General features: G+C 43.2%; 18 protein-coding genes. 5 read left to right on the plus strand and 13 right to left on the minus strand.

The features are described 5' to 3' along the window. Positions 1-2 precede the first annotated feature (2 nt). The 11 genes from tssC (L4C35_RS18665) to tagH all read right to left on the minus strand — a co-directional run bounded on the left by tssC (L4C35_RS18665) (position 3) and on the right by tagH (position 14,550). A complete protein-coding gene (gene tssC / locus L4C35_RS18665) occupies positions 3-1,535 on the minus strand; it encodes a type VI secretion system contractile sheath large subunit (RefSeq protein ID WP_428464311.1) in 1,533 nt (510 codons plus the stop codon). 127 nt (positions 1,536-1,662) lie between these two features. After that, positions 1,663-3,153: a type VI secretion system contractile sheath large subunit gene (gene tssC, locus L4C35_RS18670; protein WP_428464312.1), complete on the minus strand. Its 1,491-nt coding sequence runs from the start codon at positions 3,151-3,153 to the stop codon at positions 1,663-1,665. Then, positions 3,153-3,692 (minus strand): type VI secretion system contractile sheath small subunit, encoded by a 540-nt coding sequence (gene tssB, locus L4C35_RS18675; protein ID WP_428464313.1) that lies wholly within the window; start codon positions 3,690-3,692, stop codon positions 3,153-3,155. The genes tssC (L4C35_RS18670) and tssB overlap by 1 nt, the downstream gene beginning before the upstream one ends. 36 nt (positions 3,693-3,728) lie before the next feature. After that, positions 3,729-4,868 (minus strand): type VI secretion system protein TssA, encoded by a 1,140-nt coding sequence (gene tssA, locus L4C35_RS18680; protein WP_428464314.1) that lies wholly within the window; start codon positions 4,866-4,868, stop codon positions 3,729-3,731. Further along, complete coding sequence (locus L4C35_RS18685) at positions 4,868-5,692, minus strand: PP2C family protein-serine/threonine phosphatase (RefSeq protein WP_428464315.1); 825 nt, start codon at positions 5,690-5,692, stop codon at positions 4,868-4,870. The genes tssA and L4C35_RS18685 overlap by 1 nt, the downstream gene beginning before the upstream one ends. Further along, positions 5,692-6,378 (minus strand): type VI secretion system-associated protein TagF, encoded by a 687-nt coding sequence (gene tagF, locus L4C35_RS18690; protein WP_428464316.1) that lies wholly within the window; start codon positions 6,376-6,378, stop codon positions 5,692-5,694. The genes L4C35_RS18685 and tagF overlap by 1 nt, the downstream gene beginning before the upstream one ends. After that, positions 6,360-9,905 (minus strand): type VI secretion system membrane subunit TssM, encoded by a 3,546-nt coding sequence (gene tssM / locus L4C35_RS18695; RefSeq protein WP_428464317.1) that lies wholly within the window; start codon positions 9,903-9,905, stop codon positions 6,360-6,362. The genes tagF and tssM overlap by 19 nt, the downstream gene beginning before the upstream one ends. Next, positions 9,905-11,224, minus strand: a complete 1,320-nt coding sequence (gene tssL, locus L4C35_RS18700) for a type VI secretion system protein TssL, long form (protein WP_428464318.1) — start codon at positions 11,222-11,224, stop codon at positions 9,905-9,907. Before tssL ends, tssM begins: the two co-directional genes overlap by 1 nt. 20 nt (positions 11,225-11,244) lie before the next feature. Then, complete coding sequence (gene tssK, locus L4C35_RS18705) at positions 11,245-12,570, minus strand: type VI secretion system baseplate subunit TssK (protein WP_428464319.1); 1,326 nt, start codon at positions 12,568-12,570, stop codon at positions 11,245-11,247. A gap of 118 nt (positions 12,571-12,688) precedes the next feature. After that, complete coding sequence (gene tssJ, locus L4C35_RS18710) at positions 12,689-13,156, minus strand: type VI secretion system lipoprotein TssJ (RefSeq protein WP_428464320.1); 468 nt, start codon at positions 13,154-13,156, stop codon at positions 12,689-12,691. Positions 13,157-13,158: 2 nt separating this feature from the next. Then, positions 13,159-14,550 carry a type VI secretion system-associated FHA domain protein TagH gene (tagH, locus tag L4C35_RS18715; RefSeq protein WP_428464321.1) on the minus strand — a complete coding sequence of 464 codons (1,392 nt, stop codon included), beginning with the start codon at positions 14,548-14,550 and terminating at the stop codon, positions 13,159-13,161. A gap of 261 nt (positions 14,551-14,811) precedes the next feature. On the opposite strand from tagH, the gene L4C35_RS18720 reads away from it, so the two are divergent. Further along, a complete protein-coding gene (locus tag L4C35_RS18720) occupies positions 14,812-16,878 on the plus strand; it encodes a serine/threonine-protein kinase (protein ID WP_428464322.1) in 2,067 nt (688 codons plus the stop codon). Positions 16,879-16,961: 83 nt separating this feature from the next. On the opposite strand, the gene L4C35_RS18725 is transcribed toward L4C35_RS18720, so the two are convergent. Both L4C35_RS18725 and phhA read right to left on the minus strand, forming a co-directional pair. Continuing rightward, positions 16,962-17,315 carry a 4a-hydroxytetrahydrobiopterin dehydratase gene (locus tag L4C35_RS18725; protein ID WP_428464323.1) on the minus strand — a complete coding sequence of 118 codons (354 nt, stop codon included), beginning with the start codon at positions 17,313-17,315 and terminating at the stop codon, positions 16,962-16,964. 69 nt (positions 17,316-17,384) lie between these two features. Then, the gene (gene phhA, locus L4C35_RS18730) at positions 17,385-18,221 is read right to left on the minus strand and encodes a phenylalanine 4-monooxygenase (RefSeq protein WP_428464324.1); all 837 of its coding nucleotides are present in this window, start codon (positions 18,219-18,221) and stop codon (positions 17,385-17,387) included. Positions 18,222-18,622: 401 nt separating this feature from the next. Here phhA and L4C35_RS18735 point away from each other — a divergent pair, with 401 nt between their 5' ends. The 4 genes from L4C35_RS18735 (at position 18,623) to L4C35_RS18750 (ending at position 23,594) form a co-directional block, all read left to right on the plus strand. Continuing rightward, on the plus strand, positions 18,623-19,753 hold the full coding sequence (locus L4C35_RS18735; RefSeq protein ID WP_428464325.1) for a homogentisate 1,2-dioxygenase: 1,131 nt from the start codon (positions 18,623-18,625) through the stop codon (positions 19,751-19,753). Positions 19,754-19,814: 61 nt separating this feature from the next. Further along, positions 19,815-20,852: a fumarylacetoacetate hydrolase family protein gene (locus tag L4C35_RS18740; RefSeq protein ID WP_428464326.1), complete on the plus strand. Its 1,038-nt coding sequence runs from the start codon at positions 19,815-19,817 to the stop codon at positions 20,850-20,852. A gap of 31 nt (positions 20,853-20,883) precedes the next feature. After that, positions 20,884-21,519: a maleylacetoacetate isomerase gene (gene maiA, locus L4C35_RS18745; RefSeq protein WP_428464327.1), complete on the plus strand. Its 636-nt coding sequence runs from the start codon at positions 20,884-20,886 to the stop codon at positions 21,517-21,519. A 2-nt stretch (positions 21,520-21,521) separates the two neighbouring features. Continuing rightward, positions 21,522-23,594: an acetoacetate--CoA ligase gene (locus L4C35_RS18750; RefSeq protein ID WP_428464328.1), complete on the plus strand. Its 2,073-nt coding sequence runs from the start codon at positions 21,522-21,524 to the stop codon at positions 23,592-23,594. Positions 23,595-23,667 lie beyond the last annotated feature (73 nt).

A 23,667-nucleotide genomic window follows, 5' to 3' on the forward strand; every position in this document is an offset into this window, starting at 1 on the left:
TTTTAATTTGATATTGGTGATAGTTCTGTTATTAATCGAATATTAGAAACCATTTGATCTAGCTGAAAATGAGGGCGTAAGTGAATGACCGAATAGAAACAACCTCGATTACCTACTTTTTCTTTAACACTGATTCTAGCTTCATGTAATGGGTATTTAGAACGCATTTCTTCCGACAGTGAATCAGACGAGGTCGTGTACTGCATTAACCATTTTTGAAAGTAACGCTCTATTTGATCTGCTGTTTCAAATGATCCTATTTTGTCACGGCCAATTACCTTTATATAATGCGCAAACCTTGATACACATAAAATATATTGCAACATAGAGGCTAAGCGAGCGTTAACCGCATCGGATTCTGAGGAGAACTGTTTGGATTCATTTACAGATGAATTACTATAAAATGATAAAAATCCAGTCTCATAAACAGAAGATACAGGAATAAATCCACTATCAGATAACTGTTTTTCCAGTCTATCACCGACCTGCAAATTGACTGATATCTTATTCTTTTTTAATCGACGCGTTACACAAAAATGACTTTGCGGGACCTTAACCACTAACCCTTGGCGATATCTTCCTGCTTGTACGCCGCGTATATGCGAAAACCAACCCGACTCACAAAACGCACGAACCGCGACAGCTGCAAAAGCATAAGATGCATTTCCCCACAGGTAATCATCTTCAGAATGCGAGAGCGACTCCCGATAAGCAAATTTTTCCCGTCTTGAACCGTCAGGCGTATAAGGCGATCGCAAAAGGATATCGGGTAAAGTAATACCTAGGAATTTAGCATCTTCCATGGCTCTCACGCTTTGCCACTCTGCATACTCAGGCTGAGAAAATTGTGTTTCTATCTGAGCGACAGAAGCCAATTCTGAAAAATTATCGACGCCAAAAAAACTGGGGTCAGCCGATGTGATAAATGGTGCAAAAGAAGCAGCGGCAGTTTGTGATATTTTCCGTAATGTATCTATATCATTGGCATGTTGGTAACCATGTAAACAATGCGTAATTTTATAATCGCCAATTAACAGGCCAAAGGGTTCCCCTCCTGGCATATTAAATTCATTGTTATAAATTACCCGAAAAAAATCACTCTGGTCAAAATCAATCGCTTTCGCATTGTCTCTTGTCAACTCACTCCAAGTTAGGTGTAATAACTTAACCTTACATTTTTGCTCTGTATCGTATTCATTTTCTTGTTCAATTAAATACTCAAGCCCACGCCAACTTGCTTCTAACTTTTTTAAACTCTCGTGATGTAAAATCTGGTCTAATTGTTGTGATATTTTTTTGTCTATTGCGACAATAGTTGATAACAACAATGCTGTTAATGATTGTTTATCATACTCTCTTTTCTTAAAGCAATTGTGTATATCCAGCCACATCTTCAACGATAAAGCATCATCCTTTGTATCTAAAAAAGTATCTACAAGTTGACTCTTCGCATATAGATCATGCGCTTCTTGATGATTAGCATTACTTGAAGACAATAACGTTTTTGATATAAATGAAAGCTTTTGATTAACCAAAGATGCCTCTTATTTAAAAATATTAGAGCTGGTTAACAACCAGCTCTAATTACATTTACAAAGTGAATTGTTTATATATTTAGCCAGCGCTAACAATATATATTAAATTCAAGAGGTATTAATAATATCAACCTACATCTGGGATTTTTGCGACTAATCGCAGGGACGTTGTCAGCTCTTCCATTTGCAACCATGGACGTAGCCATGCAACAGCATTATACGCGCCAGGTTGACCAGGAATTTCCTGCACTTTAACTTTTGCACTCGCTAATGGGTACTTAGCTCGGCTTTCTTGGCCTGCGCCTTCAGAAGCATTCACATACGATGAAATCCAGCGGTTCAACCAACGTTCAACATCATCAGCTTCCATGAAGCTACCGATCTTATCGCGGGCCATTACTTTCAAATAATGGGCAAATCGCGACGTTGCCATGATATAAGGTAGACGCGCTGATATTTCTGCATTGGCTGATGCATCCGGCGTATCGTATTTAGTTGGTTTTTGACAAGTCTGGCCCCCGAAAAAAGCGGCATAATTCGTATTTTTATAGTGACATAGTGGTAAAAATCCTAGCTTACCCAGTTCCGCTTCACGGCGATCGGTAATACCAACTTCCGTCGGACACTTCAGTGTTGGATCACCTTCATGGCTCAAGTAACTATGCGCAGGTAAAAAATCAACCTTACCGCCACCTTCTGCACCACGAATCGCAGTACAGAACCCTGATTCTGCAAAGGCGTGCGTCATTTTAGTCGCAAGAGAATAAGCCGCATTCATCCAGCAATACTCTTCGTGCTTAACATTTACCGCTAAACCGCTCTCTTCATCGATCGAGAACTCTTCGTAACCAAACTCTTCCGTTGGCAGTGTGGCCTTACCATAAGGTAGACGTGAAAGTACACGCGGCATGGTTAAAGTAACAAATCGTGAATCAGGGCTTTCACGGAATGAGCGCCATTGTGCGTATTCCAGTGATTCAAAGACTTTCTCTAAATCACGCGGTTTGTTTAACTCTTCCCACTCACCAAACCCAAATAGCCCAGGCGATGCTGCAGACAAAAATGGCGAGAAGCCCGCGGCGGCAACATTAGACATTAAGCCCAACATTTCAATATCTTCAGGGTGATTAGTAAATTCATAGTCACCCACTAAGGCGCCATAAGGCTCACCACCCGCAATGCCAAACTCGGCCTCATAAACTTTTTTGAAGATTTGGCTTTGATCAAATTCCACCGCCTTACTAAGATCTTTATGCAGTTCTTTTTTACTCATGTTGAACATGCGGATCTTTAATGTCTGGCCGGTATCAGAGTTCATTGTTAAATGATGCAAACCTCGCCAACTACCTTCCAACTTCTGAAATTCATCACGATGCATGATCTCAGCCAATTGCTTAGAAATAATATCGTCGATTGATTTAATGGCTTCATTGAAGGTAACCGTCAAATTTTTATTCCACGTTAACGTACCTTTTAGCGCTTCCTCTGTCAGCGTTCGCAGCAGCTCTTCTGCACGAGACGACTCGGTTTGCTTAGTCGCAACAAGCGCTTGTTCTAAGAAGGATTGGCTGGTTTCTTCTACTGTTGGGTCAAGTAGCTCCTGAGTTTGCATATTCATTACGCCCCTTCTCCTTCAGGTTGCTTTGCTGGTGCGTTTTCATCATCACCAAGATTCAATTCACCCGCTAACTTATTCAGGTTCTCGGTATTATTAAGGACAGATTCGAGTACATTTTCCAAATCTTCAGAACGATCGATCTTGGTCATCAAATCGCGAAGTTTATTGCGCGTTTCAAGTAACTTTTTCAACGGCTCAACCTGATTAACAACCGCTGCTGGCTCAAAATCTTTCATTGAAGAGAAAGCAAGATTAACAGCCAATTCTGTTCCGTCATTCGCTAACGTATTGTCCACTTTAAAGTTAAGTGAAGGGCTCATACGCTTCATCACATCATCAAAGTTGTCACGGTCTATTTGAATAAAGCGGCGGTCTTTCAATGGTTTGACATCTTCAGTGTTATGACCGGCAAAGTCCCCCATAACACCAACAACAAACGCCAATTCTTTTTTAACTGTAAGCCCTTCCGTTTCAACATCATAAGTAATGTGAACACGTGGCTTTCGTACCCGAGACAACTTCCCGTGGATACTTTCCATATTTATATTCCTTCTTTCTAGCTGGTGTCATAAATATTAAGATGAGGTGTCATTTTCAGAAGAAATGCCAACTAACCTGAAATAACCTTGCCGCGCAGAACCATCATCAATTAACTCTGCAAGTAAATCTGGTAAGGCGAGATCACTCCATCTCACAACTTGATCGATGGCATACGACATCGGTGAATGTGGTTCTGTTTTTCTAAAAAAGTCTGAAATAGTTTTCAGTTGTAAAATGGCATCTTGACGAGTACGTAGCTGCTGTTCGGCAAGATTTGTACTAGGTTGAGGTTGCTCATCACTCAGGGATTCAGAATCAGTCTCAACCTCTTCTTGCGACTGAGTTACCTCATTCATTTGGCGTAGCTGATCGGCTGCAATGTGCTTCACCGCATCAAGCGCAGCTTGTAAACGCTTAGCGATATGAGATGTTGGTAATGAGAGGCCGGAGGCCTGATCCATCACTGTCACAAGTTGCTGATAAGATGATATGCAGTTTTCAATATCACTGACTAAAGCGGCATAAAAAGCCCCGCTAGACTGACTAACCGCCGATTCAAATACGCTCAATTCAATCGCGCCTTGATCAATACGGTGCCGTTTTTTTTCTGTTTCCAGGCGATCAACTTCGCAAGCTTGTTCGTACTCCCAAAGCGCATAGGCTCGGTCACCATCAAATTCAGTGATTGGAATACAAGAAATCGGCATCAGTAAGGTACCTTCACCTTCAATACCATTAAGTCCAATTAAAGGTGCGACACGCGTTTCTACACCATCCTCATCAGGCCAAGGGTATAACCCATCCCAAAACTGCTCGATAAGCAACTTGGCAACCATAAACCCATGGTTTAACCCTGCATAACCATATGTGCGGATCAGGGCTTCGATGTACCATGCTGTAAACTCAAGATCTTTGGTTTCATTCAATAACAGAGCAGGCACTTGTTCGATCAATGGGCCCCATTGATTAGAAAAACTAAGCAAGGGCTCGCCATCAATTAGCGCATTACGCTCTAACGTGCGGGCATTATTACGCACGTTTTTTAACTGATAATAGACAGACGACGGCGATGTATCATGCCTTGGATCTTCACCACAAGGTCGTTCTGGTGTAATCGCCACCGATAACGCGGTTAAATCAATTTGTGCTGATTGTTCAAAAGGAAATATCGCCATTATTCCCCCTGTAAACTGATGCGTTGATTATTAAATACAGGGACTGTGGCATCACTATAATTTGGTGAAACGATGCACTCTGACGAAGCCTGATACCTTGCTTTTACTACCGCGCAAGTCACGTTGTCTGAAGCCCCTCGCACTAGCGCAGAATGGATTAAAGCCTGGCCCACCTCATTCACACTGGTTGCTTGGAAACACAGTGCCATTTCGTGATCAGCAAGTTCTTTGGTTAACCCGTCAGAACACAATAAAAACTGATCTCCATTTTGCAGTGAACCAGATAACTGATCGATATCGATTTTTTCATCAACTCCCACCGCGCGGGTGATCACATTTGCCATAGGGTGCTGCTCTGCTTCGTATTCGTTCAGCAGGCCTTTTTCTACCATCTCCATCACTTGACTATGATCTCTAGATTGCTGAAGCAATTGCCCGTCACGATATAAATACAGCCGACTATCACCCACCCAAAGGCAATGGAATTGCGCTTCCTTTATCAGCAATACAACAGCGGTTGTTCCCATGATCGACTTAGCAAGATCGTGATAACCATATTGATAAATTCGTGTATTCGCTTCGACGAGCGCCTCATGCAGGTGATCTACGGTTAAAAATGGCAACCCAATAGCTGATACTTTCTGCTCGACAATATCGACCAACATGCGGCTCGCAATATCACCGGCAGCATGCCCTCCCATACCATCAGCAACGACCCATACCCCTTCTTTTTGCATCGCTAAGCAAGCATCTTCGTTATAAGTACGTACCTTTCCTGAGTGTGATTGTGTGAATGAAAAGTAATTCCATTTCTTGTTTTGCATTACCATCCCCATTCTTCCCAACACCCATCCAATAAAGCTGAAAACTGACTAACCAAAGGTAAACCACTCGAAATAACACTACATTCAGGCACCTGCTCAGAACCATTCGTCCACCATACACAGTAACGACCAAAACGCTGCTGATAGGCGTGATGCAGTAATTGCTCAGCATTCGCTGCCTCTGCCGCTATCGTATGACGATCGCTTTCCATTAATATTTGTAGCGGTTCATCCTGTTGAATGACATCGTGATGCCAACATGCTTGCTGAGTGGTTTCTACCCAAACGGCAAGATCCACTTCGTCGTCAAGCACTTGCAAAATATGTTCTTCAGCCTTGATGCTCCATTTTCTATTAAGCAAAAAATCAATAGGGGCTTGATCTATGGGTGTCGCTAACGAGAAATAAAATTGTCGGCCGACACTATCAACACTGGGCATCAAGCTGCCGATCATGGCTTGTTCTCCACACACATTTGGTGAAAAAGCAAAGTGCCAAATCGGGCCTGTCATATAATACTCAAGCCATGATTCTTCAAGCTGCTCCCGGCTAACGGCCATCGCAGCTTGTAGCCATTCACTCCAACCATTCGCGAATCCTGTCGCCAATCCTGATTGAATAAAGTCGCCACGTTGCGGTACTTTTCCAAAGTAACCAAAACCCGGTTTTATAGCGTGACTGGGCATGAGAAATGCTCCATATCACGAGACCAAAATGGATTAATCGCACTGTTTGGTATTAACTCGAGTTGCGCTTTATTTCCTTTTAGATCCACAACCAAAATGTTGTCTTTTCGCGATTTTGGTCGTGCTTTTAATGATTTATCTAATAAACGGAATAAGCCCCAACTACCACCATAAGATTCAGTAACAACATGGCCTGTTTGCGGTGGTGTAAAGACCACCCGAGTCTGACCAACACCAGGCCAATACAAGGTTTTTGCGCGAGTAGGGCCGTGCTGGTATGTCACAGCCTGCCGTCCGACTTCCAGTTTGAAGTGGCTAATGTGCTGGTCTAAATAAATCGGCTTAATACCAAAACTTACTTTGGCCTTTTGACTACCGACATCAAAAAAGGCTTTACGGATCGTTTCGGCTTGAGCAAAAACTTGCAGACTTTCTTCATTTAAACCAATTGATTTATCAAACCGCCACTGGCGCTTAGATTTATCCACAAATGGCGCTAAATACTGCTTAAAGAAGCTATCTAGTGTGCCGTTATAGCCAAAGAAACGTTCAAAATCTTTCAGTGGTAAATCTTGAGATGACTTAGGATCAAATGGGTACTTCCCTTTAATTAACGTCTGATACTCTTTTAATACCGTCGACTTCCACACGTCATTAACATGTAGCTGCGAACCTTTTTTCGCTAACTTAGATGTTTGGGAAGATATATTCCCCAGCCAGCTGGAAAATGGATAAGGCAAATTCGCTCGTGCGGTTTTCATCGCAGCGCCAATCGTGCGGGTATTGCTCTCACCTAATAAACTTTTATAGGCAATACGCTCGTTATTACCTGAGCTTGTCAGCTCAGCCAGATAATTATTTAAGTGCACAAATGATTCATGAACCGCTTCAAGCTGCGTCTCTGACACATTTAAGAGCTCGCCAAAGGCATCTTCAACTTCTTTACCCGGCAACGTAATTTCGGTCTTACCAAGATCGGATGGCAAAAAACGTTTAATGCGCTGTTTCTGATTATGCAGCGCAGCATTCGCAACGCTTGAGGCAACTTTCCCTGCAACTTCTGCTTCTTCACTCACCTGTATTTTGGTGAGGCGCAATTGTTTTTGTGCCGCAGTAATCAAGGATTCAACCGGCCTTTCCGGGCCCGCTAAAATTTTGGCTTGCGATAAACCACGTTCAGCAGATAAATAGGGTTTCAACTGAAGGTCATTCAACAGTTGTGTCCATTCATAAATATAATCGCGGTAGTATTTAAACCTAACGTCTTTCACAACATGATCTATGTTGCCTTCTTTTAGCACTAACTCATCACCGTACACCCAACTATCTTCCATCAAACGTTTCACCATTCGATTACTTTCAAGTTGGAACACACCATGGAAGCCGTTGTAGGTATAAAGGCCTGGGATCCCCATGCTAAGCGGTTTACCACTTTTTCGTTCGAAAATAGTCAGGCTTTGAGAGCCAAAAACATCGGTTAAACGAAATGAAGGAACATGGCTATCGATGTATTCCAATTTCAAACGCTGATAAGCACGTTCAGACAATGGCATCGCAGTTAACACTTTTCGAGCGCTGCCTACTGCGTCTTCATTCATGGCTACATTCAACACACCCGCTTTTTGCAAATTATTACTATGAGCAATTAATGAAGCACGTAAGGATTCATTAATTTCGCCAGGGTATGTACGGTCAAAATACGCTTCTAACCAACTCGTGACCTGCGTGGCATCATAATGCTGAGGTTGAAACAGCATCAGGTAGGTCTTTAACGTCTCGTACAAGTATTCGCGGTATTGCACATTGTCATGCATTTCTTTTTCAAGACCGGCCATCAAGAACTGTGCAAAGACCCCTTGCAGCGCTTGGTAATAGGCGGTGACAGCAGGTTGGCCTAACTTTTCACCTTGGTATAAGCCAAAGTGCTTAATGCTGTCTTCATTAAGCATGTAATGTTCAAAACCAGCAGGCAGTTGCTTCAGCTCATCCAGTGCGTCAACTAAACTCACCACATCCAAATCAGCGTTTAACCCATCGCCAACAATAGCCTGATAGCGATCTATCGCTGTCAAAGCGTTATCGACTAATGATTTATTCCACTGATAACTCTGCGTCCAAATGCCTCCCATAACGGCAATGACAGTACAACTCACGCCCACAACAGCACGATGTAGCCACCGATTTTGCTTTTGATGCACACGGTTCACAGTGCCAAGAAACTGCTCTTTGATGATCACATCTTCAAACAAACGTTTAATAAAGAAACCTTTCGCTTCTCCACCTGCTTGGCGAAGTGGTACTTGACTTAGCCCTAACCCTCCAGAGGTTTCTTTCATGACACGATCAATCGGTACCCCTTCTTGAGTTGCACTCGCAATAAAGACACCACGCAATAAAGGCGGCTCTTCAAAGGCATTGGCGGCAAAAATCTCTTTTAAAAAATCATCTGCAGCTGCTTGTAGTAAACGCAACTGTTTCGGAAATTCGTAAATAAGCGTACGTTTATCGATGTCACGCTCAGAGCTCAAACGTGCATTCATCTTTTCAAGTAAATGCATTAATAAATGGTGGAACTCTTTATTAAATAGGCCCACCACACCTTTTTCAGAATCAGGAGCCGATTCTGGAAAAGTGACGCCCCAAATTTGCTCTCTTTCTTCTGGTGTAAGATCAGCAAAGAACTCATTGAACCCAGCAATCAAATCGGCTTTGGTCAAAATCACATACACAGGGAATTGCATGCCAAGCTGGTTTTTCAGTTCGAGAATGCGCTGCTTGATTGCCCGCGCATGCAAATTGCGCTCAGTTCGGGTTTGAGTCAGTAAATTGGCTAGGCTGACCGTAATAATCGCGCCATTAATAGGTCGACGTGTACGGTGCTTTTTCAGCAAGCCTAAAAAACCAAACCAAGCACGTGAATCTTGATCTGTATTACTATCTTGAGTGGTATAACGTCCTGCGGTATCTATCAACACGGCTTTATTGGTAAACCACCAATCGCAATAACGTGTTCCACCAATGCCGGCTAATGGATCATTGCCAAGGCTTTCTTGCAGTGGAAACTCCAAACCTGAATTTTGTAATGCTGTTGTCTTACCCGTACCTGGCGGGCCAATTAATATATACCAAGGCAATTGATAAGCACCGCCTCCACGCTTTCCTGACGTTTTACTCATGACATCAAGTGCCTGCACGATGCGAGAGCGCAGTGTATCTATCTCTTGTTGCGATGCGGCATCGGCTGGATTAGCGTCATCACCATCGAGCAACGTTTTAACGGTTTGCTCATTTTGTTTTTTGCTTTTTGCCTGATGAACAATATTGTAAAAACCCCATAGCATTGCAAAAACGAGTAGGACGACTAAACGCGAAACAGGGCTGCTTAAAGGCTCAGATCCTGCAATAGCAACTAACGGGCCACCGAACCAAATTAATAAAGATAATGCGACAAGCCCAAGTAAAGTGATCACCCACTTTTTACGGAAAATATCAATCAATGCACTACACATCCGCTTAATAAACATCATTACTTCTCAGCCCTGCGTTGTTGATATAGAAGATCGATTTCGACACGACGGTTACTCGCTCGATTTGCATCACTGGTATTGGGTTGGCGAGGATTGGCATCACCTTGTCCTTCTGGCCACAAACGCCCACGAAGCTCAGTGCCCATCGCTAGCACATTGGCCACTGATGTCGCTCGCGCTAGGGAAAGATGCCAGTTTGAAGGGTATTTGCTGGTGAAAATTGGCCGATCATCAGTATGACCAACAATCATCACTCGCCCTGTGGTTGATTCAAGCGCGTGAGCAATTTTAGATAGCACAGGCATAACGGAGGCTTGGATCTCATTACTACCAGAGGCAAACAACTCGCTGGATTTAATAATAAGGCGAATGCGATCTGGGTGTTTTTCAAATTCGAGCAACTCTCGCTCAACTTCTGATTGCAGCAATTGTTGTAGTTTTAACGCAGCAGGATCTTGGTAATATTGCACCGAAGATTCATCAATATGATCGGGCACTAAGCTACTAAGCGATTGAAAAGCTGGATTGGAATAAGCATTAATATTGTAATTGAACCCCATATACATAGAGAGCATCAATAAACCAAAAAAGGAGCCCGTCACCCATAGAGGGATCCCACTATGCGTTTCACTTCCCCCTAATACATTTGCTTGCCAGTCTGGCGATAAGAGCGGCTGTTGCTTTCCTTTAACTTGCGCCAACGCTTCCGATACTTGCGAACGGTAGGCTTGTAACTTTTCTTCACCACGCTCGGCTATTCGTAGCTTACCTGTAAACCCCAGAGCTAAACACAAGTGTTGCAGCTCAAGCCGTTGATAATATTGGTGAGGTTGTAATAATGCGTTATCAAGCAATGAATAAAAGTATTCTCCTCCCCATGTTTCAGCATGAAAAACCGACAATAAACTTTCTGAACGCCATACCGACTGCTCACCCCAAGCAGTATTCAGCACCGTTTCATCTAAAAACGAACACAAACAGTATCGGGCCGCTTCAATGTCATCACTCGCGACCGCTAACCCACGCAATTGGTTTTCATATTCACGCACTTTTTCAATGCAGGTCTGACGCAAAAAAGCGACATCGCTATGATCGTGAGTTGAACGAATTTGGCCTATTAACGACAAAATACCACTAGCTTGATCTACTAATGGGTTCTCCCCTAAAGATGGCAACCGACGCGTGCTGGTACCTTTACTCGCTTGCATCACAAGTACCGTTTGATTTAAATCTGCCTCGGTGACGGCTTCTGACTTACTCTGAGGCGCACTCTTTTTACGCTTACCTGGCTGAGGCTTCAAAACAGTTTGATCGGACATATTCAACACCACTTGCTAACTTATTGACTCACTGACCAGCACTGCAGGCTTAATGACGGGTAATTACCAGATAAATGAATAGCAATTCCACCACTGGCGGCTAAACGAGCCCAGTAGTCATTACTCTTATCCAGTTGGAAATAATGGAAGCCAGCATGGTATGGAACCTGTCGTGGTGCGACAGGCAACGCATCAACAGAAATTCCTTGCAGTTGGTTATTAACCAGATCACGGATATGCTCAACCGGACCAATTTTCACTTGGGCAGGGAAGCGCTTTCGTAGCTCTTCTGGTTCAATATCCGCTTTAACAGCCAATACAAACTGGCTTGTTGCCAGTAATTTTTTATCAGGTACCGAAGCGATATGAATACCAAATTTCGTGGTTTCAATAGGTATCTGAATGGCTGTTTGTTCAAGTACAGTACTGAGGCAGTGATTGAGTGCGTTCGATAACTGACTAAAGACTTCCGATAGTCCTTTATGCGTATATACAGGCAGTTCTGAAGGACGTTTTCGGCTACTGGCATAAGTTGCAAGCTCACCGGCCATACCATAAAGTAACTGACAGATCGTTTCTGGGTGTGTGCCTTTAATTGTTGAGTAATGCTTTAGCACTGGTTCATAACGATTTAGCGTCTGTAGCATTAAAAAATCAGCAATGGATGTTGCATTGCCTTGCGAGTGATTTAAACGGCCAGCTAACGTATCTGCACGTAATTTAATCTTACCAACTAAGCCTGTAAGTAAACTTTGAATATTAGGATTAAGCTGCGCATTCAATGTTGGTGGAATAAAGTTTTTATCTAAAATAATATTCCCTTCATCCGTAACTTCAATAACACGAGCAATGGGTAACGTATAGAAACCTGTCAAGCGCTCACTGTCTAATTTTAACTCTACAGTTAACGAGGCTAATTGAAGAACTTCCTCACCCAAATTACCGCTGGTATCAACAATTGTTTGATCCTTAAAGTGATAGCGTGTTACTTGATTATCACCCAAGGTTGAAATAGTTGTAGCATTTGCCTGTTCAATAGGAATAGCAAGAACAATCACTTTATCTTTTGTATTTTTATCTATTTTAATTGGTTCTGGCAATTGATCACGTTGCGGTGATAATAAAACACGGCTATCAGGCATGACGGCATTTATTTTTTTAACAGCAAATGCACTCTGAGCTAATAATGACTCATCAATTATTAACTCTACGACCCCCCAAGGGTATGCTGTTAAGTGGCTCGCAAAGCTTGAACTTTCATTTAATATATAGCGCTCTTGCTGTTGAAAGTGCTGCGGTCTTAAAAACATTCCTTCACACCAAGCAACACGTTCCCAGTTACTCATAAATGACCTTACTCTATAAAACAATTACGCAAATGATTAATAAAATGGATGATATACAAGTCAACAAATTAACGAAAAACCCAATATTAATTTACTGGGTTCACTTCTCATATTTTGATTAAGCTTTATCTATATGTATTGATAATTTATCAACAATCAGCTTATAGGTATTGTAGCCTTTATGATCAATTTCAATCACTTCTCGCCACTTCGAATTTTCTAGATCGCGATAAGCAACAACAATACCGACATACCGACTCCCTGGTGCCATTTTAATATCATAAGACAACTCTTCACTTGGCGATAAAGAAAGCGTATCTTGAGAGACTAAATCAGGACCAAAAATTTTATCTGCTTCATCATAAATCATGAAAAAGTCTTGGTTTTCAAATATTGTTTTAGATTGCAACTCATAGATTTTCACAACGACAGGAGAAGCTCGTCCATTCAAATCAGGGTTGACTCTATTACTTACCGTAAACTTTAATGTTGTATACGGGTCGACAACAAGATTGGCAACGCTGCATCCATTTAAAGAAATGGCCATTAATGTAGCAAAGACAAACAATCTGATAGTATTAAGCATAATTACTTTTCTCCTATTCCTTTTAAGCTCGCTTCATAATGCTTTACAAAATCATCTAAATAGAATGGCTGCTCTTGGCGTAGGTCATCTTCTAATTCATAAAATAAGGCTTCATAACGCTGCCAATTATTCGCTTTTTGCTTGGAACCGAACCAACTCGCTAATAACCCTTCAGGGCTTTCAATGCTGTTAACTCGATTGGGCTCCAACGCAGCCATAACCCCTTTAACCGCCCCTTTTGTGCCATAGACCATCGCTTTTTCATGTTGATCGATATCTGAAAAAGCTTCTTTAATTGCTCTTGGTGCAGAAAGAAAGCTAGGCGATTTTCTGTGATATAGATTGTGAATCGCATCTTCGAAATTGGCAGAAAACTTGAGCGGGTTATTTTCTTGGCGCTTAAATGAAGTATGCATCAATCGGTTAGTTTGCTTAAAATCCGCCCGCTTTTGCAGTGTTGACATAAGACCAGTAAGTAGTAAGCACATACTTTCACCCATTTCGAACCACCACTGCTCATCCATCTCAGGATGAATTTGGTGTCCCTGCACCTTCATACCATCGATAAATGCGTGCAAGAGCTTAGCTTCGTCACCTTCCGCTAGCATATTTAAGGTATTAACAGGTGTCTTCTTTGATGGGGTGGGCTTTGATGAAATAGAAGTATTCGCCTCTTTTACTAACCCTTTCGGTGTGCTTTTTGGCTCAGGGATTTTTTGAATCGCTTCAGGCGTATTTTCGACCACTTCCGCTTCGATCTTTTCAGCTGCTGGAGATGAAAGAGGTGCTTGGTCATTAGACTCAACGGCAGCATTCTCTTTTAATAAAACACTCCAATCTTCAGGAATACTTTCATTAAATTGCATTAAATCGATATTTTCATTCTTAGGCGAAGTAAAGCTATCATTTACATCACCAATGTAAACTTCATTATTAATATCTATTTCTTTTTCTTTATTTACATCATGCTCACTCATTAAATCTTTCGAAGAAATAGCAAGAGCACGAGTATTAGTTAACTCTGATTGTGTTGACGTAACACTCGATTCTATTTCTTCGGAGATTAACTCTTGAACTTCAATCTCATAATCACTTAGCGATATTATATCACCCAGAGATAATTCATGATGGTTATTCTTACCCAGCGGTTCAACACTACGATTAATGAATAAACCATTTGTTGACAAGTCTTTTATCATTAAACGCCCAGCAGATTTTTCAATCACTGCATGTCGACTTGAAATAACACGATCAGGGTCAGGTAGAATCCAATCACATAACTCAGCGCGACCAATGTAAATAGCTGCATTTTCTTTAACGCTATCTAAAGTCTTAACGGCATCTAATTGAGAGGTATAGCGGTGATAGCTAATAATTGAAAGTTGAAAATCCATAATAAACCCATATCTTTAAGCTTATTAACTTAAAGATCAATAACGGAACATGAAGAGTGCTTTATTATGTATATTCGCAGAGTCTCATCAATGAGTTTTGTTGCTTATCATAAATAATTGAGAGGCAAACTTTATTTTTCATTCTATCAATTACATGAGTTTCAATTTCACTTCGGGCTGATAACAAATAAACAGAAAATAATGATTGCACTCCTTTTTACTAAATATATTATCACCACCAAATAGAATTGGAGACATCTCATGGTAAAGAAAACAGAAATCAATAATGCACAGCCACATAAAGACATACACCATGAGACAGAAACAAGTGATGATTTAAACAATAAAACAGTGGTTCGAAGTCATCATGAACCACAACCCAACAAAAAAACACAAGAAGCCGTCACCTCAAATAACAGTGACAGCGACTTAATTAATATGGTGATAAAAGGTCGTTACCGTATTGAGTCACGCATTGGTAATGGCGGTATGTGTAATGTCTACCGAGCAACAGATCTTTTATTAGAAGCGGCAGGTGTCGCTAATCCCTTTGTCGCCATAAAAGCACTACAAAATGAATTTATCAATCAACCTGATGCCGCTAAAGTATTAATCCATGAAGCACAAACAACGCAAAAGTTAAGTCACCCAAATATTATTCGCGTGTACGATTTCGGTATTGATAAAAAGATTTACTATATCGTTATGGAATATCTTGATGGTGAAACGCTTGATGTTGTTATTCAACGTTCACGCCCTCATGGTTTGCCTTATAAGCGCGCAATTTCGTTGCTTGATCAAATGATGTCAGCACTCAGTTATGCACATAAAAATGGTGTTGTTCACGCCGATCTCAAACCAAGTAACATCATGCTGACACGTGATGGGGATATTAAGGTTTTCGACTTTGGCATTGCTAAAAAAACGGGCTTAAATCACGACCAATACGCAGCGGTTCCGCAGGGTGATGATGTCGAGTTTGGTGGTTACACCCCTAACTATGCCTCAGTTGAATTGTTAAATGGTAATCCACCAAGTATCAAGGATGATATCTTCGCACTCTGCTGCATCTGCTACGAGCTATGTTCAAGTAAGCACCCTTACCACCGTAAACCCGCAGATGTTGCATTAAAAGAAAACATTCAGCCTTCTCGCCCTAAACACTTGAGCCCATCAAAGTGGCGTACCGTTCAGCAAGGTTTGGCGCTAGATGCCAATAAGCGGCTTGATAATATTGAAGTGATCCAGGCGCAATTGCACAAACAGCATAAGCCCGTCGCAATGATGTTAGCTGCCATTTTGGGTTTAAGCTCTGTACTCGGTTATGTGTTCTATCAACAGAAAGAAACTATCTCTGATTTAACTACAGCTATTAATCAGTTACAAACAAGCATCCAAGATCAGAAACAACTTAATTACTTAAAACCTCGAGAGATCATTGAGCAGTTACCAGAGCTCGCAGAACAGCACCCTATTATCTCTCAGGGCCTACTGCGCGATAAGCAAAAAGCGATTCTTGCCTTATATGAACATAAGATTGATCAGATCTTTAATAGTCGCACCAACCACTATCCTAATTACTACGCAATAGAAGCTGAACTCGCACAAGCGCATAAGCTCTACCCAGACTCTCATGCTTTGAATATTCTGAGTACCGACATTTCAACCAGTTGGCAATCAACACTTGATGTCATCACTAACCGCATTAACACTGCATTAGAAAAGGGAAGCTATAGTGACACTGAAGAAGCAAGTATTTACCAGCTGCTCACTCAGCTTCAAACCTTACGTCATGACGCTACATTCAAGCCAACATCGTTAGCAGAAGAAACTTTCGCAGCACAATTTGCGAAAGCAATGAAGGCTCATGATGTCGACAGCTTGGAGAGTTTAATTAAAGTTGGCGACACCTTCTTTGCTTACCGAGAAGGGACACAAGATCAAATCCAGCAAGCGAAGCTACTTAAGCAAGCCATTACGCACTTAGATATGTTCCGTGCAGCGAAAAACCAAGGATTACCCGCCCCTTTCCCATATGAGTCCGCAGAGCTTTTATACGCGCCTAAATTTGCAAGCTTCAACCAGCGTCTGAAAAAAGTCAGAACGGAGTCGAAGCTAGATGCTTTATTAAAGCAAGTTGATAAAGTTGCCTTAGAGTTACCAGCAGATTTCTCTTCATTGATTAGCATTCGGTTAGCCAGTGCCAACCAATACCTAGATTTCTCTGAAAAATGGCAGCAAAAAAGGAAGCAGCGTGCAGCGCGTGATGCAATGAAAAAAGCAACGCATCAATTTAATTTAGTTGAAAAGGCGCGATCAAACTCTTAATTAGAAACCAACCACTCTGAAGTGACCCATAAGATCAGGCAGCAGCAATTAGGGACACTTCAGAGTGACAATTAACCGTGAGCTTACAGGCTCGTTCCCTCTGCACATTGATCGGTTTTTGCTGCACAAATAAAATCATTCTGATGCAGACCTTTGATCGAATGACTCCACCAGCAAACCGTCACTTTTCCCCACTCTAGCGTTATTGTAGGATGATGAAACTCGGCCTCTGCAATTTCAGCAACTTGATTACTGAACGCCCAAGCTAATTTGAAGTTTTTAAACTGGTATTCACGCTCTAACTGCAAAATCCCGTCACGATCCATCACTTTCCAATCAGGAATATTCACTCTCAGTTTTGCTATTTCGGCATCATCGACAGGCTGAGCATCCACCTGACACGCTTCACATTTCAATTGATGTAGTGTAGACGTCATGAAAACATTCCTTGTGTAAATACATACTGGGTTCTAGCTAATTTCATAAGTATAGAAACGCCTTGTAGATTAGGCTGATTTCAAATGCGGGTCTTGTTTCTCTGAGGGTAGCTTAGGTGGGTAAAGTGGCGAATGTAGCCCGAGCTGTTTGGCTTGATGAACCATGGCCATAATATCTTGCTGAGCCAGATCATACAGTTGCGCAATAGAAGACAACTTGAAATATATGGGCTGCATAATATCGATCCGATAAGGTGTTCGCATTACCTCAATAGGATCAAAGGCACTTATCTGCGCTTTCTCTGCTGTCGCATCACTTGCCATTGCATATTCCGTCTCAGCCGGAGAAGACAAGATCCCTCCACCGTAGATCCGTAGCCCTTGCGGTGCTTGCAATAAACCAAACTCCACCGTAAACCAATATAATCGCGCTAAATAAACCCGATCTTGACTCGATGCCGCTGCGCCAAGTTGACCATAGGAATGCGTAAAAGCCGCAAACGCAGGATTAGTTAACATGGCGCAATGCCCAAAGATTTCATGGAAAAAGTCAGGTTCTTGCAAATAATCGAACTCTTCCCTACGACGCAGAAAAGTCGCAACAGGAAACTGCTTATTAGCAAGCATGGCAAAAAAACGGTCAAAATTAATCAGTGCAGGCACTTCAACACATTGCCAGCCCGTCGTTGCAAGCAACACTTGGTTAATATCGTGCAACTGAGGCACGCGAGCTTGTGGAAGATCAAGCAAAGCCAACCCTGCGCAGTACTCATCACACGCTCGGCCTTGTATGCAGCGAAGTTGACGAGTCATCAAATCATGCCAAACACTATGTTCATCATCACTCCAATGAATCACGCCGTTGGCATCGGGTTGCTTGGAGACATACTGAGTTAAACTTCCCATAAAATACCCTTATTGAGCATGGTGCCGCACATATTCGCACTGACAGATGCGCGCTTATTATTATCTCTATCATTAATGGTAGGAAGTTTCAGCGCAGTTAGAAAAGCCAGAATTAAGAAAGCCAGCGCACAACATGTAACATTTTATTTACAATCTGCTTTTTATAAATGCAAAACGTTTTACTCAAACATTTTGCCTTGTTAAGTCTGTAAATGACGTCCAATCGACTCACGTTCCCAAACGAAGGGCGCCCTCCCTGTAAATCTATTCGCACAACAAGCCGTCCATATCCCTTTCGATACGGCTCATAACCTCACGAAGACACGCTTGCTAACCTTGCCTGTTTGCGGACTCTCAACCAAAGTTAAGACAGGCATTCAACTATTTGTGAGGATCACGGAATGCGCCAATGGTTTCAATTTCCCATCGTTGAAGGCGATGCGTCACATCAAGCACACTGCGATTTACCGCCAGAAACGTATGAGCGTGAATGCGGTAAAGAAGGGTTCTTTGGCCCAGCCAGTCACATGTATCACAAGCACCCACCTACGGGCTGGATCGAGTGGGAAGGAGAGCTGCGCCCTCGCGCCATAGACACCAATAAGATCGCCGTTGAAAGTCAGACACCGTGGGATGCTTCATTACTGCTCTATAACGAACAAGTAAAAATGCGCCTATGGCGGACCCAAACACACATGGATCACTTAGTGCGTAATGGTGATGGTGATGAGGTGCTATTTATTCATCAAGGCAGCGGGGATTTATATTGCGATTATGGCCATTTAAGCTTTCGAGATGGTGATTATATCGTGCTGCCAAGAGCCACCAGCTGGCGGGTAGAAGTCAATGAACCCGTGTCTATGCTGATGATCGAAGCCACCAACAGTAGTTACCAAATGGCCGAACGAGGATTAGTGGGCCAACATGCAGTTTATGATCCCGCAATGCTGGAATATGCGCGGATTGATGAACCATTTTTAGCACAACAAAACAGTCAGCAGCAGTGGCAAGTCAAGCTCAAGGCACGCCAAGGCTTAAATACTATCACCTACCCATTTAATCCATTGGATGCCCAAGGCTGGAAAGGGAATCTAACCGCGTTCAAACTTAATTGGCGTGACATCAGGCCATTGATGAGCCACCGATATCACTTACCACCATCTGCACATACCACTTTTGTTGCCAATGGATTTGTGATTTGTACCTTTGTCCCTCGCCCCATAGAGAGCGACCCTCACGCCTTAAAGGTGCCTTTTTTTCATAATAATGATGATTACGACGAAGTGCTTTTCTACCACAAAGGTAATTTTTTCAGCCGAGACAATATCGAAGCTGGGATGATCACACACCACCCTTGCGGCTTTTCACATGGCCCTCATCCCAAGGCTTTAAAAGCAAGCGTTGAACAACCTAAAACGCAAACCGATGAAGTCGCTGTCATGATAGATGCGCGCTTTCCGCTCGATGTCGCAGAGCTGCCGCATGGTGCTGAAAACAAGGACTACGTCCACTCATGGCAGCAACAAGGTTAACGGCCTATCATCAACCGTTTTCGCTACCATTTACAATGTAAACCGATACGAGGAACTTATTGTGAAATTAGCCTCTCTCAAGCAAGGTCGTGATGGTCAACTTATCATCGTATCCCGCGATTTAACCCGTGCCATACATGCACATGATATTGCACCGACTCTGCAATTTGCACTCGATAATTGGCCCCATGTTGAAGCGGATTTAGCCCATTTATACCGCAACCTGAATAATGACGATGCCCCAGACAGCTTTGTGTTCAATCCAGAACGCTGCGCCTCTCCATTACCACGGGCGTATCAATGGGCCGATGGCAGCGCGTATGTTAACCATGTCGAATTAGTACGCCAAGCCAGAGGCGCCGAGATGCCTGACAGCTTTTGGACTGATCCTCTGATGTACCAAGGCATGTCTGACCGGTTCTTAGGACCAACCGATGACATAGAAGCGGCAGACGAAGCATGGGGGATCGATTTTGAAGGCGAGATAGCAATAGTGACCGACGATGTTCCTATGGGGTTGCGCACAGAAGAAGCCCACGACCATATTCGGTTATTGATGCTGGTAAATGATGTCTCGTTAAGAAACTTAATCCCTAATGAACTGGCGAAAAATTTTGGTTTTTTTCAGTCCAAGCCCGCCTCTAGCTTCTCCCCTGTAGCTGTCACCCCAGACGAACTTGGCAAAGCATGGCATGACTACAAACTTCACCACCGCTTACACGTGCACCTCAATGGTCAATTATTCGGTCAACCGCATGCTGGTACCGACATGACATTCAACTTTGCCGAACTGCTCCAACACATAGCTAAAACGCGTCATGTGAGTGCAGGCTCTATTATCGGTTCAGGCACGGTTTCGAATAAAGACCGCTCGCAAGGATCATGCTGTATAGCAGAAAAACGTATGTTGGAAACCCTAGAACACGGTGAAGCACAAACCGATTTTATGCACTTTGGCGACACGGTGCGTATCGAGATGTTCAACGAGGCGAACGAATCCATTTTTGGCGCCATCGAGCAACGTGTAGTTCGTTATCAACACACCTATCTTGACGAAGACTTAAACCATCACGCTGTGCATCCATCAACCAAACGTTAACCGTATTACTAGATTCTCAGTGGGAAGATTGATGAAACTCTATGATTACTACCGATCGTCAGCGTCTTATCGGGTACGTATCGCACTTCACCTCAAGGGGCTGAGTTATGAGACTGTGCCAATCTCTTTGATTGATGGCGAACACCAAGGCGATGATTATCGCCATACCAATCCGAATCAACGCGTACCAAGCCTAGAAAATGAACATGGGCCATTAGGGCAATCCCTTGCGATCATTGAGTACCTTGACGAAATCTACCCAGCCCCCAAACTGCTCCCCAATGACCCGTGGCAAAAAGCGCAATGTCGCTCACTGGCGATGCTTATTGCTTGCGATATTCACCCGCTGAACAACTTACAAGTGCTCAACTACCTCAATACAGAGTTAGGAGTTAATCAAAACGAAAAAATGGTGTGGTATCACTATTGGCTCAACCGAGGGTTTTCCGCTTTTGAGCAACTCTTGATGCAACGCACGACGCCAACGGATTTTTGTTGTGGTGATCAACCGACCCTCGCCGATCTGTGCCTGATCCCACAAATTTACAATGCGCGACGATTCAATTTTGATTTAGCTCCCTTTCCACTCATTAATGACATAGATCGCACTTGCCAATTGTTACCCGCTTTTCAGCTTGCTCATCCTGACCACCTAGATAAGGAATAGTTATGGCGGCATCAGATGCAAAAACACCAAAAGACGAGGGCGTAATAAGCTGGCAGCCAAGCAAAACGCGAATGCAAACTAGCTTGCTGTATCAATTCATGGTGGATGTCAGTCGCCGTCAAAACAGGCTCTTTCACGATTATCATCAGCTCCATCATTGGTCAGTGACCGACAGTGAACAATTTTGGGCGACAGTGTGGGATTTTTGCGATGTAAAAGGGACCAATATGGGGACGGGAAAAACGGCTAGTATAGGTATAGCTGAACAGCATTCCCCCATCAGTCAGTGTGATCCCTCTTCCGCCATGCCAGCAAAAGACACCATCTGGTTTCCCAATGCTCGCCTTAATTTTGCCGAAAACTTATTAAAAGGTTGGCAGCAACAACCACAGGAAGACGCGATTGTCTTTTATTGTGAAGATGACGATGCGTTAACGCAGCGGGTAAGTTGGCAGCAGCTATACCAAGACACCGCCTTATTGGCTCAATACCTTACAAAGCAAGGTGTCCAACAAGGCGATGTCGTCGCAGGCTATTTGCCCAATATTCCTCAAACCGTGATGGCCATGCTAGCCACAGCCTCACTTGGCGCGATTTGGACCTCAACCTCCCCCGACTTTGGGGTCGAGAGCGTGGTCGAACGATTTGGTCAAACAAAACCGAAAGTCTTATTGGCTGCCGATGGTTATCGTTACAGTGGAAAAATGCACAGCTGTATCAAGCCGATTCAGCAATGCCTCGCACAGCTACCCAGTGTTGAACTGCTTATTATCATCCCCTACCTGTCGACCGAGATGCCAGTAGTAACACTACCCACTATCACGCTAATCTCTTGGCCACAGATCATCGAGCAAGGCACTGAAGACACCCCGCACCAGCTTGAATTTACTCCAGTACCTTTCAACCACCCTTTGTATATTTTGTATTCCTCGGGGACCACAGGTAAACCCAAGTGCATTGTTCATAGCTGTGGTGGCACCTTATTGAATCACCTCAAAGAACACCAACTTCATTGCAATATAAAGCCGCTTGATCGCCTGTTTTATTTCACTACATGTGGCTGGATGATGTGGAACTGGTTGGTGACTGGGTTAGCCTCTGACGCCACGATTATTCTGTATGAAGGATCGCCCTTTTATCCTAATGGCGACAGGCTCTGGCAACTGGTTGACGACGAGAACATCAGCTTATTCGGCACCTCGGCGAAATATTTGGAAGCCTTAGAGAAGCAAGGTTATCAACCTCGCCACCAGCATAACTTATCCTCGTTAAACACCCTATGCTCAACAGGCTCTGTGCTTGCACCTGAACAATTTGATTTCGTCTATAGCCATATAAAATCAGATCTACAACTGGCATCAATTTCAGGCGGGACCGACATTTGTGGCTGCTTTGTAATTGGCAACCCGCTCACCCCTGTTTACCGCGGAGAGTGCCAAGGGGCCGCACTGGGTATGGCCGTCGAAGTCTTTGGCCCCAATGGCGATCCCGTACTCAATCAGCAAGGCGAATTAGTCTGTACCAATAGCTTTCCCAATCAACCAATTGGCTTTTGGGATGATCCGACAGGCGAGCGTTATCATCATGCTTACTGGGATACCTATCCCAATGTGTGGCATCACGGTGATTTTGTTTGCCAACATACTCACTCGCAGGGAGGGTTTACCTTTTTTGGCCGCTCAGATGCCGTGCTTAACCCTGGCGGAGTGCGTATTGGCACCGCAGAAATTTACCGCCAAGTGAACCCGCTAGCTGAAATCGTTGACTCTATTGTAATTGGTCAACAATGGGGAAATGATGTTCGGGTGGTACTCTTTGTTCAGCTACAAGCAGATCAGGTACTGGATGATGCGCTTAGGCAGACAATTAACGCAAGGATCCGTCAACATTGTTCACCTCGTCATATACCTGCTGTCATTGTTGCCGTTACCGATATTCCCCGCACCAAATCCGGCAAATTAGTCGAACTGGCGGTTAAAGAGGTAGTCGAAAATAGAAAAGTAAATAACCTCGGAGCATTAGCAAACCCTGCCGCGCTTGCGGAATTTAGAGATCGACCTGAATTAAGTAAATAACAATCAGATCAACAAAATATCGAGAAGATCACAGAAGTCACTGGGCTTCTTTTGGTATGCCATAACAATCGCA

It is taken from the genome of Photobacterium kagoshimensis (assembly GCF_050337045.1).
GTDB lineage: Bacteria > Pseudomonadota > Gammaproteobacteria > Enterobacterales > Vibrionaceae > Photobacterium > Photobacterium kagoshimensis.

Excerpts from the sequence above, each read along its gene's own strand:
- L4C35_RS18750 (WP_428464328.1), top strand. The coding sequence starts at position 21,522 with ATGGCGGCATCAGATGCAAAAACACCAAAAGACGAGGGCGTAATAAGC.
- tagF (WP_428464316.1), bottom strand. The coding sequence starts at position 6,378 with ATGCCCAGTCACGCTATAAAACCGGGTTTTGGTTACTTTGGAAAAGTA.
- tssC (WP_428464312.1), bottom strand. The coding sequence starts at position 3,153 with ATGAATATGCAAACTCAGGAGCTACTTGACCCAACAGTAGAAGAAACC.
- phhA (WP_428464324.1), bottom strand. The coding sequence starts at position 18,221 with ATGGGAAGTTTAACTCAGTATGTCTCCAAGCAACCCGATGCCAACGGC.
- tagH (WP_428464321.1), bottom strand. The coding sequence starts at position 14,550 with ATGGATTTTCAACTTTCAATTATTAGCTATCACCGCTATACCTCTCAA.
- tssM (WP_428464317.1), bottom strand. The coding sequence starts at position 9,905 with ATGATGTTTATTAAGCGGATGTGTAGTGCATTGATTGATATTTTCCGT.
- tssL (WP_428464318.1), bottom strand. The coding sequence starts at position 11,224 with ATGTCCGATCAAACTGTTTTGAAGCCTCAGCCAGGTAAGCGTAAAAAG.
- L4C35_RS18725 (WP_428464323.1), bottom strand. The coding sequence starts at position 17,315 with ATGACGTCTACACTACATCAATTGAAATGTGAAGCGTGTCAGGTGGAT.
- tssB (WP_428464313.1), bottom strand. The coding sequence starts at position 3,692 with ATGGAAAGTATCCACGGGAAGTTGTCTCGGGTACGAAAGCCACGTGTT.
- L4C35_RS18735 (WP_428464325.1), top strand. The coding sequence starts at position 18,623 with ATGCGCCAATGGTTTCAATTTCCCATCGTTGAAGGCGATGCGTCACAT.
- L4C35_RS18685 (WP_428464315.1), bottom strand. The coding sequence starts at position 5,692 with ATGCAAAACAAGAAATGGAATTACTTTTCATTCACACAATCACACTCA.
- tssA (WP_428464314.1), bottom strand. The coding sequence starts at position 4,868 with ATGGCGATATTTCCTTTTGAACAATCAGCACAAATTGATTTAACCGCG.
- tssK (WP_428464319.1), bottom strand. The coding sequence starts at position 12,570 with ATGAGTAACTGGGAACGTGTTGCTTGGTGTGAAGGAATGTTTTTAAGA.
- L4C35_RS18720 (WP_428464322.1), top strand. The coding sequence starts at position 14,812 with ATGGTAAAGAAAACAGAAATCAATAATGCACAGCCACATAAAGACATA.
- maiA (WP_428464327.1), top strand. The coding sequence starts at position 20,884 with ATGAAACTCTATGATTACTACCGATCGTCAGCGTCTTATCGGGTACGT.
- tssJ (WP_428464320.1), bottom strand. The coding sequence starts at position 13,156 with ATGCTTAATACTATCAGATTGTTTGTCTTTGCTACATTAATGGCCATT.